14 protein-coding genes are annotated in these 16,319 nt (G+C 56.4%); 8 read left to right on the top strand and 6 right to left on the bottom strand.

Annotation, left to right across the window (positions count from 1 at the left end; translation table 11 throughout):
* Positions 1-36: 36 nt before the first annotated feature.
* Together moeB and moeA are read right to left on the bottom strand one after the other, a co-directional pair.
* A complete protein-coding gene (gene moeB / locus EGK14_RS09165) occupies positions 37-789 on the bottom strand; it encodes a molybdopterin-synthase adenylyltransferase MoeB (RefSeq protein WP_125288779.1) in 753 nt (250 codons plus the stop codon).
* Positions 789-2,024: a molybdopterin molybdotransferase MoeA gene (gene moeA, locus EGK14_RS09160; protein ID WP_125288778.1), complete on the bottom strand. Its 1,236-nt coding sequence runs from the start codon at positions 2,022-2,024 to the stop codon at positions 789-791. Before moeA ends, moeB begins: the two co-directional genes overlap by 1 nt.
* 253 nt (positions 2,025-2,277) lie before the next feature.
* On the opposite strand from moeA, the gene EGK14_RS09155 reads away from it, so the two are divergent.
* From EGK14_RS09155 to EGK14_RS09130, 6 genes are all read left to right on the top strand, one after another.
* Entirely contained in the window at positions 2,278-3,240 is a 963-nt protein-coding gene (locus tag EGK14_RS09155; RefSeq protein ID WP_125288777.1) for an isoaspartyl peptidase/L-asparaginase, read from the top strand.
* Positions 3,241-3,249: 9 nt separating this feature from the next.
* Positions 3,250-5,103: a glutathione ABC transporter ATP-binding protein GsiA gene (gene gsiA / locus EGK14_RS09150; RefSeq protein WP_125288776.1), complete on the top strand. Its 1,854-nt coding sequence runs from the start codon at positions 3,250-3,252 to the stop codon at positions 5,101-5,103.
* A gap of 34 nt (positions 5,104-5,137) precedes the next feature.
* Entirely contained in the window at positions 5,138-6,670 is a 1,533-nt protein-coding gene (gsiB, locus tag EGK14_RS09145) for a glutathione ABC transporter substrate-binding protein GsiB (protein ID WP_125288775.1), read from the top strand.
* A 55-nt stretch (positions 6,671-6,725) separates the two neighbouring features.
* Complete coding sequence (gene gsiC / locus EGK14_RS09140) at positions 6,726-7,646, top strand: glutathione ABC transporter permease GsiC (protein ID WP_125288774.1); 921 nt, start codon at positions 6,726-6,728, stop codon at positions 7,644-7,646.
* Positions 7,647-7,655: 9 nt separating this feature from the next.
* Positions 7,656-8,561 carry a glutathione ABC transporter permease GsiD gene (gsiD, locus tag EGK14_RS09135; protein ID WP_125288773.1) on the top strand — a complete coding sequence of 302 codons (906 nt, stop codon included), beginning with the start codon at positions 7,656-7,658 and terminating at the stop codon, positions 8,559-8,561.
* A 61-nt stretch (positions 8,562-8,622) separates the two neighbouring features.
* Entirely contained in the window at positions 8,623-9,072 is a 450-nt protein-coding gene (locus tag EGK14_RS09130) for a DUF4385 domain-containing protein (RefSeq protein WP_125288772.1), read from the top strand.
* 48 nt (positions 9,073-9,120) lie between these two features.
* Here the strand turns inward: EGK14_RS09130 and EGK14_RS09125 are convergent, their stop codons facing one another.
* Positions 9,121-9,969, bottom strand: a complete 849-nt coding sequence (locus tag EGK14_RS09125) for a manganese catalase family protein (protein ID WP_125288771.1) — start codon at positions 9,967-9,969, stop codon at positions 9,121-9,123.
* Between the two features lie 560 nt (positions 9,970-10,529).
* Positions 10,530-11,237, bottom strand: coding sequence for a phage antirepressor KilAC domain-containing protein (locus tag EGK14_RS09120; protein ID WP_125288770.1), 708 nt, complete (start codon positions 11,235-11,237; stop codon positions 10,530-10,532).
* Between the two features lie 201 nt (positions 11,238-11,438).
* Between EGK14_RS09120 and EGK14_RS09115 the strand changes: the two genes are divergently transcribed.
* Positions 11,439-12,551, top strand: coding sequence for a PQQ-dependent sugar dehydrogenase (locus tag EGK14_RS09115; RefSeq protein ID WP_125288769.1), 1,113 nt, complete (start codon positions 11,439-11,441; stop codon positions 12,549-12,551).
* A 45-nt stretch (positions 12,552-12,596) separates the two neighbouring features.
* Here the strand turns inward: EGK14_RS09115 and EGK14_RS09110 are convergent, their stop codons facing one another.
* A complete protein-coding gene (locus EGK14_RS09110) occupies positions 12,597-13,253 on the bottom strand; it encodes an HAD family phosphatase (RefSeq protein WP_125288895.1) in 657 nt (218 codons plus the stop codon).
* Between the two features lie 233 nt (positions 13,254-13,486).
* Here EGK14_RS09110 and EGK14_RS09105 point away from each other — a divergent pair, with 233 nt between their 5' ends.
* Positions 13,487-14,689 carry a serine hydrolase gene (locus EGK14_RS09105; RefSeq protein WP_125288768.1) on the top strand — a complete coding sequence of 401 codons (1,203 nt, stop codon included), beginning with the start codon at positions 13,487-13,489 and terminating at the stop codon, positions 14,687-14,689.
* Positions 14,690-14,736: 47 nt separating this feature from the next.
* Here EGK14_RS09105 and EGK14_RS09100 read toward each other — a convergent pair whose 3' ends face one another.
* Positions 14,737-15,996: an HAAAP family serine/threonine permease gene (locus EGK14_RS09100; RefSeq protein ID WP_125288767.1), complete on the bottom strand. Its 1,260-nt coding sequence runs from the start codon at positions 15,994-15,996 to the stop codon at positions 14,737-14,739.
* Between the last annotated feature and the right edge of the window lie 323 nt (positions 15,997-16,319).

Raw genomic sequence — 16,319 nt, 5'->3', positions numbered from 1 at the left:
GAGCGCGCCGTTGCAAAAACAGGCGCGCTAAAAAGGTCAGCCGCCGCAAACCTCGCAGCAGGGATCTTTGGCAAGCTTAAGCGTGCGGAACTGCAACGTCATCGCATCATACATCAGCAGTTTTCCCGCCACGCTATCGCCATATTTGCTAAGCAGGCGGATGGTCTCCATCGCCTGGAGCGATCCGATGACGCCGACCAGCGGCGCCATCACGCCCGCTTCCACACAACTGAGCGCGGCATCGCCAAAGAGGCGGCTCAGGCAGCGATAGCAAGGCTCCGCTTTCTGCCAGGTAAACACGCTAATCTGGCCTTCCATGCGGATAGCCGCGCCGGAAACCAGCGGCGTTCTACTGGCGAAGCAGAGCCGGTTTAGCTGCTCCCGAGTCGCCACGTTATCCGTACAGTCCAGCACCACATCATGCCGGGCGATTAGATCGGCCAGTTCTGCCTCTTCAGGCTGGCGATCGATGCTCTCCAGCACGATATGCGGATTGATTTCACCTAGCTGGCGGCGCGCAGACTCAACCTTCGGCAGGCCAACCTGCGCATCGCGATGCAGGATCTGCCGCTGTAAATTAGAAACGGACACGTGGTCAAAATCAAGCAGCGTCAAATGGCCTACGCCCGCGGAAGCCAGGTAAGGGCTGGCGGCGCAGCCTAAACCGCCCAGCCCGACGATTAATGCTTTTGCCGCCTTCAGCGCTTCCTGACCGTCGAAATCGAAGCCGCGCAGCACAATCTGCCGGTTGTAGCGCAGCATCTCATCGTCACTCAGTTCCGGTTTCATTACCCCTCCAGCAGGCTGTTGAACGGCTCGACTTCCACCCATTCCCCAACCTGTACGTTGCCGCGATCGCGCTCCAGCACGATAAAGCAGTTCGCCTGGCTGAAAGAGCTGAAGATGTGCGAGCCCTGCGCGCCGGTACTGCTGACTTCCAGCTCGCCCAGCGCGTTGCGCGACAGTTTGCCACGCTGAAAATCAAGCCTGCCCGGCGTTTTTTTCAGGCTGCTGGCGCTTTTCACCCGCTGGCGCGGCGGCAGCGCGGAAGTGGTCAGGCCGCTAAGCTTTGCCAGCAGCGGCTGCACCAGCTGATAAAAGGTCAGCACGGCGGAAACGGGATTGCCCGGCAGGCCGCAGAACCAGCTATTTTGCAGCCGGCCGAAAGCAAAGGGTTTGCCCGGCTTGATCGCCAGCTTCCAGAAGCCGATTTTGCCCAGCTCTTCCAGCATCGCTTTGGTGTAGTCTGCTTCGCCCACCGAAACGCCGCCGCTGCTGATCACCACGTCGGCCCGGCTGTCCGCCTCAATAAAGGCGGCGCGCAGCGCGGCCTGATTATCGCGAATAATGCCAAGGTCAATCACCTCGCAGCCCAGCTTCTCCAGCATCAGGCGCACGGCAAAACGGTTAGTGTCGTAGATCTGACCGGCGGCCAGCGTTTCGCCGACCGGCTGAAGCTCATCACCGGTAGAGAATACCGCCACGCACAGCCGACGTTTGACGGCCACTTCCGGCACGCCCAGCGAGGCCAGCAGCGGCAGCTCCGCCGCGCCCAGGCGAATACCGGCACCCAGCACGCTGGCGCCCTGAGCGATATCCTCACCGGCCAGGCGAATATTCTGCCCGGCTTTGACCACGGTCAGGAACTGCACTGCTTCGCCAGCCTGTTCGGTTTCTTCCTGCATCACCACGGCCTCGGCGCCTGTCGGAACAGGCGCGCCGGTCATAATGCGAATGCAGCTACCGATCGGCCACTCGCCGCTAAAGGGCGTTCCGGCAAAGGCTTTCCCGGCGACGGGTAACGGGGTACCCGTTGCCAGGTCGGCCAGGCGCACGGCGTAGCCATCCATAGCGGAGTTGGCAAAGGGGGGAACATCAACAGGAGAGATAACGGCGGCGGCGGTAATTCTGCCCGTGGCCGCGGTCAGCGGCACCGTTTCGGTTTCTGCAACCGGCGTGACGCGATCCAACATAGTAGACAGCGCGTCGTCAAGGGAGATAAGTCCCGCAGTAAAAGCTTCCATAGCGTCCTCGGCATGCCCGACAGCCGGGCAGGCGTATACAGTCAGATGGCAAATAGTATGGCGTGAATTATTGGCGCGGTCACGTAAAGCCAACAACAGGTTATAAACCATAAGCTTTCGTTATTACTTTCTTGCCTATATTCCGCTTTACATCACTTTACAGGCTGCCTATAGTCAAAAACGGTCACAATTTGACAAAACCACTCTAACACAGTGTTTTTCTTGCCGATTTGGCACGCAGGGTAAAAGGATTATGAGCAGAGCAGCAATCGTCATCCATGGCGGCGCTGGCGCTATTGCCCGCGCCAGCCTGAGCGCAGAAAAAGAACGGCTGTATATCGAGGCGCTTTCCGACATCGTCGCCAGCGGGCAGGCTATGCTGGCGCAGGACGGCAGCGCGCTGGATGCGGTAACGGAAGCCGTGCGTCTGCTGGAGGAGTGTCCGCTGTTTAATGCGGGAAAGGGCGCGGTCTTTACCCATCAGAGCACCCATGAACTCGACGCCTGCGTAATGGACGGCAGATCGCTGCAAGCGGGCGCGGTCGCGGGTGTAAAGCAGGTACGCAATCCGGTGCTGGTCGCGCGTGCCGTGCTGGAAAAAAGCCCGCACGTGCTGTTTATTAGCGAGGGCGCGGAGCGGTTTGCCGTTGAGCAAGGCTTCGCGCCGGTGCCGCCCGACTTCTTTTCTACGCCGGAACGCTACGAGCAGTTACAGCGGGCCTTAAAGATGCAGCAAACCATGCTGGATCATGACGGCGCGGCGCAGTCGTCCGGCGATCCGCTTGATCCCGATCGTAAGTTCGGCACCGTAGGCGCGGTGGCGCTGGATCGGTACGGAAATCTGGCGGCAGCCACCTCAACCGGCGGCATGACCAACAAACAGGCCGGACGTGTCGGCGACTCGCCAATTGTCGGCGCGGGCTGCTACGCCAATAACGCTAACGTGGCGGTTTCCTGCACCGGCAGCGGTGAAGTGTTTATGCGTACGCTGGCGGCCTACGATATCGCCGCCCTGATGGAGTACGGCGGCCTGTCGCTTAAGCAGGCCAGCGAGCGCGTGGTGATGGAAAAAATCAGCGTGTTGGGCGGCAGCGGCGGCGTGATAGCAGTAGATCGCGAAGGCAATATTGCGCTGCCGTTTAACAGCGAGGGCATGTATCGGGGTTTTGGCTACGTGGGCGACGCGCCAAACGTGGGAATCTATCGCGAAGAATAGGGAGTCAGGATGGCCAGTGGATCCGATCTGTCCGCCGAACAGGTTTTGTCGGTCAAAAACTTAAGCGTCAGCTTTGCACAGGAAGGCGATACCGTGCAGGCGGTGAAAAATCTTTCGCTTGAGGTGCGGCGTGGCGAAACGCTGGCGATAGTAGGCGAATCCGGGTCGGGGAAATCCGTGACCTCGCTGGCGCTGATGCGGCTGGTGGAGCAGGGCGGGGGACGCATCGACAGCGGCGAAATCTGGCTCCGGCGTCGCAATGGCGAAGCGATCGATCTGTTGCACACGCCGCAATCGGGATTGCGCAGAGTACGCGGCGCGGATATGGCGATGATTTTTCAGGAACCGATGACCTCGCTCAATCCGGTCTTTCCCGTCGGCGATCAGATTGCGGAATCGATTGTTCTGCATCAGGGTAAAAGCCACCGCGAGGCGCTGAAGGAAGCCGAACGGATGCTGGATCTGGTGCGCATCCCCGAGGCCAAAAACGTGCTGGGACGTTTTCCGCATCAGCTTTCTGGCGGTATGCGTCAGCGGGTTATGATTGCGATGGCGCTTTCCTGCCGTCCGGCGCTGCTGATTGCCGACGAACCTACCACGGCGCTGGATGTCACCATTCAGGCGCAAATCTTACAGCTGATCCGCGTACTGCAAAAAGAGATGCAGATGGGCGTTATTTTCATCACCCATGATATGGGCGTGGTGGCGGAAATGGCCGATCGCGTGCAGGTGATGTATCGCGGCGACGTGGTAGAAACCGGGCCGGTTGAGGCTCTTTTTCAGCATCCGCAGCAGGATTATACCAAAGCGTTACTGGCCGCGGTGCCTAAGCTGGGCGCGATGCGGGGCAGGCCTTTCCCGGCTCGTTTTCCATTGTTAACGGCCGACAGCGAAACGGCGCAGGAAAAACAGGATACCGTGGTGAACGACGCGCCTCCGGTGCTTCAGGTGCGGGATTTGGTGACGCGGTTCGATATACGCAGCGGCATTCTGAACCGCGTCACGCGGCGCGTTCATGCCGTGGAAAAGGTCAGTTTCGATCTGCGCGCAGGTGAAACGCTGGCGCTGGTTGGCGAGTCGGGCTGTGGGAAATCCACCACCGGTCGTTCGCTGCTGCGGCTGGTCGCCAGCCAGGGCGGCACCATCACCTTTAACGGCCTGCGCATCGACAACCTTAGCGGCGCGGCGCTTTCTCACCTGCGGCGCGACATTCAGTTTATCTTTCAGGATCCCTACGCTTCGCTCGATCCACGTCTCACGGTTGGTTTTTCTATTATGGAACCGCTGCTGGTGCACGGCGTGGCGAAAGGCAAAGAGGCCGAGGCGCGCGTGGCCTGGCTGCTGGAGCGTGTCGGTCTGCTGCCGGAACATGCCCGGCGCTATCCGCACGAGTTCTCCGGCGGTCAGCGCCAGCGTATTTGCATTGCGCGAGCGCTGGCGCTCAATCCTAAAGTGGTGATCGCTGATGAGTCCGTCTCGGCGCTGGATGTGTCGGTACAGGCGCAAATCGTCAATCTGATGATGGATCTGCAACGGGAGTTCGGCATCGCCTTTCTGTTTATCTCTCACGATATGGCGGTGGTGGAACGGATCAGCCACCGCGTGGCAGTGATGTACCTTGGTCAGATCGTTGAGATAGGCTCGCGCCAGGCGGTATTCGAAAATCCTCAACATCCCTATACGCGTAAATTAATGTCTGCCGTGCCGGTAGCCGATCCGCAGCATCGCCGTCGCGAACGGGCGCTGCTGGCGGATGAGATACCCAGCCCGATTCGGGCTGTTGGCGAAGAGCCTGAAGTCGCGCCGCTGGTAGAAGTCGGCGCGGGACACTATGTCGCCCGTCATGCCGTCGGCGGCGTCTGAATATGCTGCATAACAAAATCACTGGAGAAAAAGCATGATTATTGAACGCAAGCTGCTGTTGGCTGCCGGGATCCTGAGCGGCCTGGCGGCGATCCCGGCCTGGGCGGCTAAAGATGCGGTGATCGCCGTTGGCTCTAATTTCACCACGCTCGATCCTTATGATGCCAACGACACGCTGTCGCAGGCGGTCGCCAAATCTTTCTATCAGGGCCTGTTCGGTTTTGATAAAGAGATGAAGCGGATTAACGTGCTGGCTGAGAGTTTTGACGCCAGCAAGGACGGCCTGACCTACACTATTAAACTGCGCAGCGGCATCAGGTTCCAGGACGGCACCGATTTCAACGCTGAAGCGGTGAAGGTGAATCTGGATCGCGCCAGCAACCCTGATAATCACCTCAAGCGCTATAACCTGTTTAAGTCGGTGGCGACGACGGAAGTGATCGATCCCACTACCGTGAAAATTACCCTGAAACAGCCGTTCTCCGCTTTTATCAACACGCTTGCCAGCCCGGCAGCGGCGATGATTTCACCGACCGCGCTGAAAAAATATGGCAAAGAGATCGGCTTCCATCCGGTGGGCACCGGCCCGTACGAGCTGGAAACCTGGAATCAGACCGATTTTGTAAAGGTGAAAAAATTTGCGGGCTACTGGCAGGCCGGCTATCCGAAGCTGGACAGCATTACCTGGCGGCCGGTAGTGGATAACAATACCCGTGCGGCAATGCTGCAAACCGGCGAGGCGAACCTGGCTTTCCCTGTTCCTTACGAGCAGGCCAGGCTGCTGGAAAAAAACAGCAAATTAGATTTGGTGGCCACGCCTTCCATCATGCAGCGCTATATCAGTTTTAACGTCACGCAGAAGCCGTTTGATAATCCAAAAGTGCGCGAGGCCATCAACTATGCCATCAATCGCCAGGCGTTGGTGAAGGTCGCCTTTGCCGGTTACGCCACGCCGGCTACCGGTATCGTGCCGCCATCAATTCAGTATGCGCAAAGCTATCCGCCGCTGGAGTACAACCCGGCGAAAGCGCGCGAGCTGCTGAAAGAAGCGGGCTACCCGAACGGCTTCAGCACCACGCTGTGGTCTTCCCATAACCACAGCACGGCGCAGAAAGTGCTGCAGTTTACCCAGCAGCAGCTGGCGCAGGTAGGCATTAAAGTCACGGTCACCGCGATGGACGCCGGCCAGCGCGCGGCGCAGGTTGAGGATAAAGGGCAGAAAGAGAGCGGCGTGAAAATGTTCTATACCGGCTGGAGCGCCTCAACGGGCGAAGCTAACTGGGCGCTGACGCCGCTGTTCGCTACGCAGTCCTGGCCGCCGACGATTTTCAATACCGCTTTCTACAGCAATCCGCAGGTGGATAAGGATTTAGCCGATGCGCTAAACACCACCGACGCTCAGAAGAAAGCCTCGCTCTATAAAGACGCGCAGGATCGCATCTGGAACGATCGTCCGTGGGCGCCGTTGGTGGTGGAAAAGCTGGTTTCAGCCAATACCAAAAACCTGAAGGGCTTTTATGTCATGCCGGATACTTCGTTCAGTTTTGACGAGGCCGATCTGAAGTAACCGCTCCGGCGGCGCCTGGTGTGGCGGGCGCCGTCGTGAACGTGTCAGGAAACCTATGCTTAACTATTTTATTAAACGACTGCTGGGCCTGATCCCCACTTTGCTTATCGTGGCGGTGCTGGTCTTTCTGTTTGTGCATATGCTGCCGGGCGATCCGGCCAGGCTGGTGGCCGGGCCGGAAGCAGACGCCACCGTGGTGGCGCTGGTGCGTCAGCAGCTGGGCCTGGATCAGCCGCTGATCCAGCAGTTCTGGCATTTTATCAGCCAGGCGATACGGGGCGATTTTGGTCAGTCGATGGTTTCCCGCCGGCCTGTTTCGGCGGAAATCGCCCAGCGTTTTCTGCCCACGCTGTGGCTGACGCTGAGCAGCATGGTCTGGTCAGTGATTTTCGGCATGACTGTCGGCATCGTCTCGGCCGTCTGGCGCAATCGCTGGCCGGACCGTATCGGCATGACGCTGGCCGTTTCCGGCATCTCTTTTCCCGCCTTCGCGCTGGGCATGCTGCTGATGCAAATCTTCTCCGTGGAGCTGGGCTGGCTGCCTACCGTTGGCGCGGACGGCTGGCGCAACTATATTCTGCCTTCCATCACGCTGGGCGCGGCCGTTGCTGCGGTGATGGCCCGTTTTACCCGCGCCTCTTTTGTGGAGGTGATGCAGGAAGATTACATGCGCACCGCGCGGGCGAAAGGCGTGCGCGAAACATGGGTGGTGATCAAGCATGGCCTGCGCAACGCGATGATCCCGGTCGTCACCATGATGGGCTTACAGTTCGGCTTTCTGCTGGGCGGCTCGATTGTGGTGGAAGTGGTCTTCAACTGGCCGGGGCTGGGCCGCCTGCTGGTGGATTCGGTTGAAATGCGCGACTACCCGGTAGTACAGGCCGAAGTATTGCTGTTTTCACTGGAATTTATTCTTATCAACCTGGTTGTCGATATGCTGTACGCGGCGATTAACCCGACTATTCGCTACAAATAAGGACGGGCGATGAAAAACTGGCGACGTAGCGCGGCCCTGGCCGCGATGCCAACAATAAAGCAGCATCGCGTCCGCACGCCGTGGCGGGAATTTTGGCGGCGCTTTCGTCGCCAGCCGGTGGCGATGACGGCCGGCCTCTTCATTATCCTGCTGATTGCGGTTGCCTTTGTGGCGCCGTGGCTGGCGCCCTTCGACGCGGAAAACTACTTTGATTACGATCGCCTGACGGAAGGGCCATCGGCGATGCACTGGTTCGGCGTCGATTCGCTGGGCCGCGATATTTTTAGCCGCGTGCTGCTGGGAACACGTTTATCGCTGATTTCCGGCTTTTTTTCGGTAGCGATCGGCGCGGCCATCGGTACGCTGCTGGGGTTGCTGGCGGGCTATTATGAAGGCTGGTGGGATCGCATTATTATGCGCATCAGCGACGTGCTTTTCGCTTTCCCCGGCATTTTATTGGCGATTGCCGTGGTCGCTATTATGGGCAGCGGTATGGCGAACGTGGTTATCGCCGTGGCTATTTTTAGTATCCCCGCCTTTGCGCGTCTGGTGCGTGGTAACACGCTGGTGCTGAAACAGATGACATACATTGAATCCGCCAGAAGCATTGGCGCTTCCGATGTCACTGTTATCCTGCGTCATATTTTGCCGGGCACGCTCTCCTCTGTAGTGGTTTATTTCACCATGCGTATCGGCACCTCGATTATCACCGCCGCCAGCCTCTCTTTTTTGGGGCTGGGCGCGCAGCCGCCGACGCCAGAATGGGGCGCGATGCTGAACGAGGCGCGCGCGGATATGGTGATGGCGCCGCACGTGGCGATTTTCCCCAGCCTCGCCATCTTTTTGACCGTGCTGGCATTTAATCTGCTGGGCGACGGGCTGCGTGACGCGCTGGATCCTAAACTGAAAAACTGAGCCATGCTGGCGCCTTTTTCTTTTCCTGTGCCAGGCTTACCTTTTTACCCAGAGGTGGGCCGTGAAGGAATTTGATTACGAGCAGGATTTTAAAACCATCGATTTTCGCCAGCATCCTGAGCTGTATCAGGTTGGGCGCGGTGAACAGGGCGTCCTGATGGTCGAGCCTTATAAAGGCGAAATATTACCGCACTGGCGTTTCAAAACGCCCGCCATTGCGGAAGCCTCGGCTAAAAAAATTATGGAGCTGTTTGAAGAGTACCGTGCAAAAGATGATTTTGTCGGTATGGACATGGCGCGAAAATTTATTCAGATGGGCTATACGCGAGCCAGGCGCTACGCCAATCATAAAGGCGGCCGTAAATATGACGAAGATCGGCAGGTGCTGCCTTATCACGTTAATGAAGAGAAAGCGGAAGCGGCGGCTATTTTTAAAGCCCGATGGGATAAGCTTCGTGAGGACGAAGATTACCTGAAACGTAAAAAAGCCCATCAGGCGAAATATGGCTAACGCTGTTAAACGTTAAAAAGGCCGCAATTAAGCGGCCTGCATACAGCATTATTTTTCCAGCGGAGCGCCCGGCTGGATCTGCTCTTTCTGCGCGCCGGATCCCGGTCTGGCCGGGCCGAGGACAGGTTCCTGTCCCAGGATGTCCGGTTTCTCTTTCGCGGTAAACTGCCCCACGCCGTCGTAGGCCGGGCCTTCACTCCAGCGGCCTTTTGGCAGCGGTTTATCCAGTGAAGTGTTCAGACAGTAATAAGAGTGCTCCTGCGCCTCCTCAGACTGCGGGAAGCTGTTCGGAACAGGCATAGACGCACCGATGCCGCCCATATCCTCAATTACCGCCAGCCACTGCTGTTGGTGCATGGTATCGCGGGCAATCAGGAAAGAAAGGAAATCCTTCATACCTTTGTCTTCCGTCAGGTTATACAAACGGGTTGCCAGCACGCGGCCGGTAGCCTCTGCGGTAACGTTAGCCAGCATATCCGCAGCAACGTTACCGGAAGCGTAAATGTGACTCATATCAAAAGACATCCCGTTAGCGTTGACGGGCATGGCCGCCAGGCCTGACGACAGAATATGACGCGGATTCATGCCGCCCAGGATAGCGTTAACTACCGGATCCTTCGCCGATTCTTCCTGATAGGAAAGCGGTGCCCCTTCAAGATTAAGCGCGACGGCATGACCAAGCATTTCGATATGAGCCAGCTCTTCGGTAGCGGTGGAGATCAGCAAATCTTTAATGCGTGGATCGCCGCGAGTCCCCATCGCCTGGAAAAAATATTGCATAGCAACGCGTATTTCCCCTTCGACACCGCCGATGGCCTGCTGCAACAGCATGGCAAATTCTGGATCGGGCTTGTCGACTTTTACCGGATATTGCAGTTTCGATGAATGATGAAACATGTTTACCTCCTGGTAGATTACGTTAGTTAAGCAACGCAATAAGCCTGGTAGAAATTGGTAAAAATGGGAAGGTAAACACGATAAGTTCTCGTTTAGCCGGGCCGGAGGCCAGAAAAACAAGCAGATACAGCGCGCGTCAAAACGCGTGCGGAAGCAGGCATGGCGCTGAAAAGCGCTTAAAACTGGACAAAATAGCCTCAATAAATATGCCTGTAAAAACAGACTTTTCTGAACCCTGAGGTGCATTACAAATCTTCAGGCGGGATGATTCACAGCGCCCGGCTACAACAGGCAACGAGCTTTTCCTGTAATTAACTGCACCCTGGTTTCAGGCAGGGAATTATCAAACGAAAGATAACGTCAGCACAAAACGCCCCCTGAAGCCTGACAAACTGCAAACAGTTTCAGACAGGATAACCGGCAAGCGGAAGGGACAGGCTCAGCATAAAAGACGGTTCTGAAAACGGGCGTGCTGCGGATTATTTTTGGCCGGAGTAGCAGTCATTCGATCATAGTTACAACATGCTATAACCCGGCCAGTCCATGGCCGATTGCTGCGGTTACGCCGCTGCGCCTTTTGGCTGTGCAGCAAGATGCGCTGCCCACAGGTTAGTCACCCATTTCACGCCTTTAGCGGTAAAGCGCGCCTGCGAGAAGGCGTGCAGGTTTTCACCCACGCTGGTGCGCACCGTGAAGTAGCCCGCCTGCACATGATGCTGCTGCGGCATCAGCGTGCCGTTGGCGCGGTACATAATATTGCGTTCAAACAGGAACTGACGAAATTCAGGCTCTTTCACCTTCAGCATTTTGCAGAGCTGGCGAAAACCCAGAGAATCTTCCACCTGCACAAACCGGTCAAAAAATTCTGCCTTTGGGGCGAAAAGGGCAAGCTGCTGCTCGGCTGCCTGACGCTGTTCAAACTGTTCGGCCCAGGCACGCGCCGCCGCCGCGGGATTGGTGAAATCCGGCAGGCGAGTACTTCTCTCGCGCTCCTGCCAGCTGTCCAGCGCCTGGGTAATAAACGCGGGCGCAAGACGTGCCACGGCCAGTAACGAATCGCGCTTGTTCAGGCAATATTCCTGACGCGTTTCGCCGTCACGCTCGTAAACACCAATCGTCAGCGGTTGAGAAAGACGCTGGGTGGTTTCCAGCGTTTTGATCAGCCGTTTTACTTCGCCGTGCGGAATACCAGTTAACTGAGCGATTTCCCGGCTGCTCATCGTGACCGATTGATTCAGCGAGCTGAGGTTTTCTGTCGAAATCATCATAGGTTTTACCCCCAAGCTTTTCAAAAGACACCCGAGCGGGCAGTAGAAATATTATACAGTTGACTGTTTAAATATCCAGTACTTTTTTTAGGCGATCGAGTTAATTGAATCTGCTATCAATTTTGAATTTTTGTAAAGGTAGCCCGCCTGAAAAGCATCTGTGCCAGAGTTATTTCAGCCCCTCTTATCTGGAGAAAAAGTATGTCCCGACTGTTGCAAACGTGCCTGCTGAGCGTCTCGCTTTTGACCACGGGAATGGCTGTGGGCGAAGAAGTTACCGTGACCGAACTCCAAAAAGGATTGCATCATCCCTGGGGCATCGCCTTTCTGCCGGAAGAGCAGGGACTGCTGATCACCGAACGTGACGGGCAGCTTCGCCTGTGGCAGCAGGGAAAAGGGCTGTCGGCGCCGCTGACGGGCGTACCCCAGGTCTGGGCCAAACGACAGGGCGGCCTGCTGGATATCGCGCTGGCGCCTGATTTTGCGCAAAGCCGTCGGGTCTGGCTCAGCTATACGGAGGCAGATAAAGAGGGGCGTGCCGGCGCGGTTGTAGGTTACGGCAGGCTTAATAAAGCCCGTTCCGGGCTTGAGAGCTTTCGCGTTGTGCTGCGGCAGGCACCGAAACTTTCAGGCGGCGCCAACTTAGGTTCACGGCTGCTTTTTGATGACAAAGGCTATCTCTACATCAGCTTTGGCGATAATTTTCAGGCCGCCACGGCGCAGGATCTTAAAACGCTCACCGGCAAAATTGTGCGGCTGAAAGCGGATGGCAGCGTGCCTGAAGATAATCCATTTGTGCAGCAAAAGGACGCAAGGCCTGAAATCTGGACATACGGCATGCGCAATCCGCAGGGGCTGGCGCTGAATCCAACGACGCGGGAAGTGTGGGAAAATGAGCACGGCCCGCGCGGCGGCGATGAGATTAATCTTCTGCGTAAGGGAGAAAACTACGGCTGGCCGCTGGCGACCTGGGGCATAGATTATGGCGGCGACAAAGTGCCCGGTTCTCAGGGCGGCGAAGCACCGAATACGGTTCAGCCGCAGCTTTACTGGAAGGTTTCGCCTGCGCTCAGCGGAATGGCGTTTTATCAGGGCGATCGCTTTCCGGCATGGAAAAACTCGCTCTTTATCGGCGCGCTGAAAGACAAAAGTCTTATCCATCTGACCGTGGACGGCGAAAAGGTGACGGAGCAAGCCCGCCTGCTTAAGGATCGCGGCGAGCGCATTCGTGACGTGCGCACCGGCCCTGACGGCTATCTGTACGTCTTAACGGATGAAACAGATGGCAAACTGCTGCGAATTGCGCCGAAGTAAAACCGGCCAGGAGGCCGGTTTACCAGGGAAAGCGAGGCCGGCACGCTATTTTATCCAGCGGCACACTTCCCAGCCGCGCTGTAGCGCCAGCTGATAAAGCGGTTCCGCTGGATTAATAACGTGGGCGCGATCGGCACGTTCCAGCAGCGGCAGATCGTTAATGGAATCGCCATAGGCCCAGATTTGCGTAAACCGCGCGTCATCCTGTAGCGCCAGCCAGTCCGTCAGTCTCGCCGTCGCATCCCTGCCGTGATTGCTTACGCCGCAGGGGCGGCCGCTGTAGCGATCGTTGACGATCTCCACGCCAACAGCCAGCGCGCCATCTGCGCCAAGCTGCTGCGCGATAGGCATCGCCAGATGATCGCCGCCTGGCGACATCACCATCACTTTATCGCCACGCTGCTGGTGCCACGCCAGCTTTTCGCGCGCGGCAGGGTAGAGGCGAGGCAGGATATCGCGCTGAATAAAACGCCTGACCCAGCCGGCAACGGTAAGTGTCCCCATTCCTGCCAGCGGCGTTAGCGTCGCCTGCATATACTCCTCTGCCGACAGCAGACCCTCGCGGTAACGAACCATCAACGCTCTTTCCTGCTCTACCAGCGCGGCCGGCGCATACCCTTGCGAAACCAGCCAGCGGCACCACAGGCTGGCGCTGTCTTCGCAAATAAGCGTTTCATCAAGATCGAACAGGGCTAAATCCATCATGTTGACTCCATCAAGAGACTGAATTCAGATTAGCTAAGTTTTGTGACGGACTTAACAGCCTGCTGCAAAATCAGACTAACGCCCTGTGGTGGGGTGAGTTTCTCTAATAAATTTTAAAAAACTTTACTGAATCAAGGTTCTTTTTAGCGACCATAAACGCTAGCGTAAAAGACTCTTCGCCCGTAAATGCGACAAGCTTTTATTTTTCATAAGGATAGCCAGAAACCGCCATGACCATGATGCGCCTCTCCGCCGGAATTCACGCTGCCACGCTCTCTGTGTTGTTGCTCGCCGCCTCTTTCACCAGCCGCGCAGCGGATGCTCCTGTGCCGCCACAGGTTGAGGCCAAAGCCTGGATCCTGATGGACTATCACAGCGGTAAGGTACTAACCGCATCCAATGCGGACGAGCGTCACGATCCGGCCAGCCTGACCAAAATCATGGCCAGCTATGTTATCGGACAGGCAATGAAAGCAGGGAAAATTCACGATGACGATCTGGTCACCATCGGCAAGGATGCCTGGGCTACCGGTAACCCTATACTGAAAGGCTCTTCGCTGATGTTTTTAAAACCGGGCGATCGCATTCCCGTCGCCGAACTGAATAAAGGCGTGGTGATCCAGTCCGGCAACGATGCCAGCATTGCGCTGGCGGATTACGTGGCGGGAAGCCAGGATGCCTTTGTGGGGCTGATGAACAATTACGTTCAGGCGCTGGGGCTAAAAAACACGCATTTTAAAACCGTACACGGGCTGGATGCAGACGGCCAGTACAGCACCGCCCGTGATATGGCGCTGCTTGGTCAGGCTTTGATCCGCGACGTGCCGGCAGAATACGCGCTGCATAAAGAGAAAGAATTTACGTTCAATAATATTAAACAGCACAATCGTAACCGTCTGCTGTGGAGCACAAATCTGCAGGTAGACGGCATCAAAACCGGCCATACCGCCGGAGCGGGAAACAACCTGGTCGCTTCAGCGACGCAAGGAGAACAGCGGCTGATCTCCGTGGTGCTAGGCGCAGCAACCGACGCCATACGCTTTCGCGAAAGCGAAAAACTGCTGACGTGGGGTTTCCGTTTTTACGAAACTATCACGCCGATAAAAGCCGACAAACCCTTTGCTTCGCAGCGGGTCTGGTTCGGAGATCGGAAAGAGGTGCGCCTGGGCGTGGCGGAAGATGCAGCGATAACCTTGCCAAAAGATCGGACAAAGGAGCTGAAAGCGAGCTTTACGCTCAACGAGCCGCAGCTGACGGCGCCGCTAAAGAAAAATCAGATTGTCGGCACCATTGACTTTCAGCTGAACGGTAAAACTATTGAGCAACGTCCGCTGGTGGCGATGGATGAGGTAAAAGAGGGAAGCGTCTTTAGCCGGATGTGGGATTTTGTGCTGATGAAGCTGCACGGCTGGTTCGGCAAATGGTTAGGCTAAGCGCTTAATATCGGTATGCTGCGGCGCCATCCGTGGCGCATCCCTGGTCAGAACAGGTCGTAAGCGATAGCCGAAATGGCAATCAGGCCCGTCAGCACCACAAATACGTTGCTGATTTTCCCGCTGTACTGGCGCATCGACGGCACCTTGTTAATCGCGTACATCGGCATCAGGAAAAGCAGCACGGCAATTACAGGCCCGCCCAGCGTTTCAATCATCCCCAGAATGCTGGGGTTTTTGGTTGCTACCAGCCAGGTGGTCAGAAACATAAAGACTGCCGTTATCCGGTTCAGTTTGTTTTCCGCCGGCGGCTGGCGGAAAGTCCTGGCGATCAGGCCGTTAAAGCCTTCTCGCGCGCCCAGATAGTGGCCCAGAAACGATTTGGTAATAGCGACCATCGCGATCAGCGGCGCAAGCCAGCCCATCAGCGGGGTATTAAAATGGTTAGCCAGATAAGAAAGAATAGAGATGTTCTGCTCTTTCGCTTCCGCCAGGTTTTCCGGCGACAGGCTAAGCACACAGCTGAAGACGAAAAACATCACCGTCACTACCATCATCAGATGACTGCGGGCCAGAATGCGCGCGCACTTTTTTGCCGCGTTATCGCCATATTCCTGACGCTTTGCTACCGCAAAAGCCGAAATAATCGGTGAATGATTAAAAGAAAACACCATGACCGGGATAGCCAGCCAAAGCGTCATCCACAGGCCCTTGCTGCTGCCTTCCGCATGATGAAAAATCGTGCTGTTCCAGTGTGGGATCAAAAAGAGCGCCAGCGCCATCAGCACCAGGACAAAAGGATAAACCAGCACGCTCATGGTTTTAACGATGGTCTCTTTGCCGAAGCGCACGATAGCCATCAAACCCGCAATCAAAATCAGCGACAGCAGCGCTCTGGGCGGCGGCGATAAATGGAGCTGATGGCTGATAAAGCTCTCTACGGTGTTGGTGATAGCCACGCTATAAACCAGCAGGATAGGATAGATAGCAAAGAAATAGAGCAGGGTGAGCAGCGTGCCCGCGCCCGCACCGAAATGTTCTTCCACCACGCCGGTAATATCCCGATCGCCGCGTCCGGAAAGCACAAAGCGACAGAGACCACGATGGGCGAAGAAAGTCATAGGAAAAGCCAGGGCCGCCATAATAAGCAGGGGGATCAGCCCGCCGATACCGGCATTGATCGGTAAAAACAGCACGCCAGCACCGATAGCCGTGCCGTAAAGGCCGAGCATCCACGTGGTGTCGCTTTTGCGCCACTCTGTCGATGCGTCCGTTGACGGCAGCGTAGCCGTTTTAGTGGATTCCATTGACAATCTCCCGGTTGAAAATAGTGAGCTAAATAACCTGAACGTAAAACAGGAAAACGGCTCTCATCAGGCGTAATTAACTATTCTGACTGAGGCGAGCAACACTCTACCACCAGAAAAAGAAGAAGAAAGGGAAAATTAGAAAGCAGAGATCTCAGATAAGGGGATTACCTGGCGTCTTTACAGCGCGATCGTCTGAATGGGAAGGTTAGCGCCATAAGAAGTGCTGAATGGAAGCGGTTACTATAGTCATTAAAACCAAATCTGGCAGATGCGCGATTGGTTAAATAACAGGCTTTCATGGGTGCTTACAGTCTTAATGG

The organism is Erwinia sp. 198, from assembly GCF_003937915.1.
Lineage (GTDB): Bacteria > Pseudomonadota > Gammaproteobacteria > Enterobacterales > Enterobacteriaceae > Erwinia > Erwinia aeris.
The sequence above is the reverse complement of the archived record's forward strand: the minus strand, read 5'-3'. Positions and strand labels throughout refer to the sequence as shown.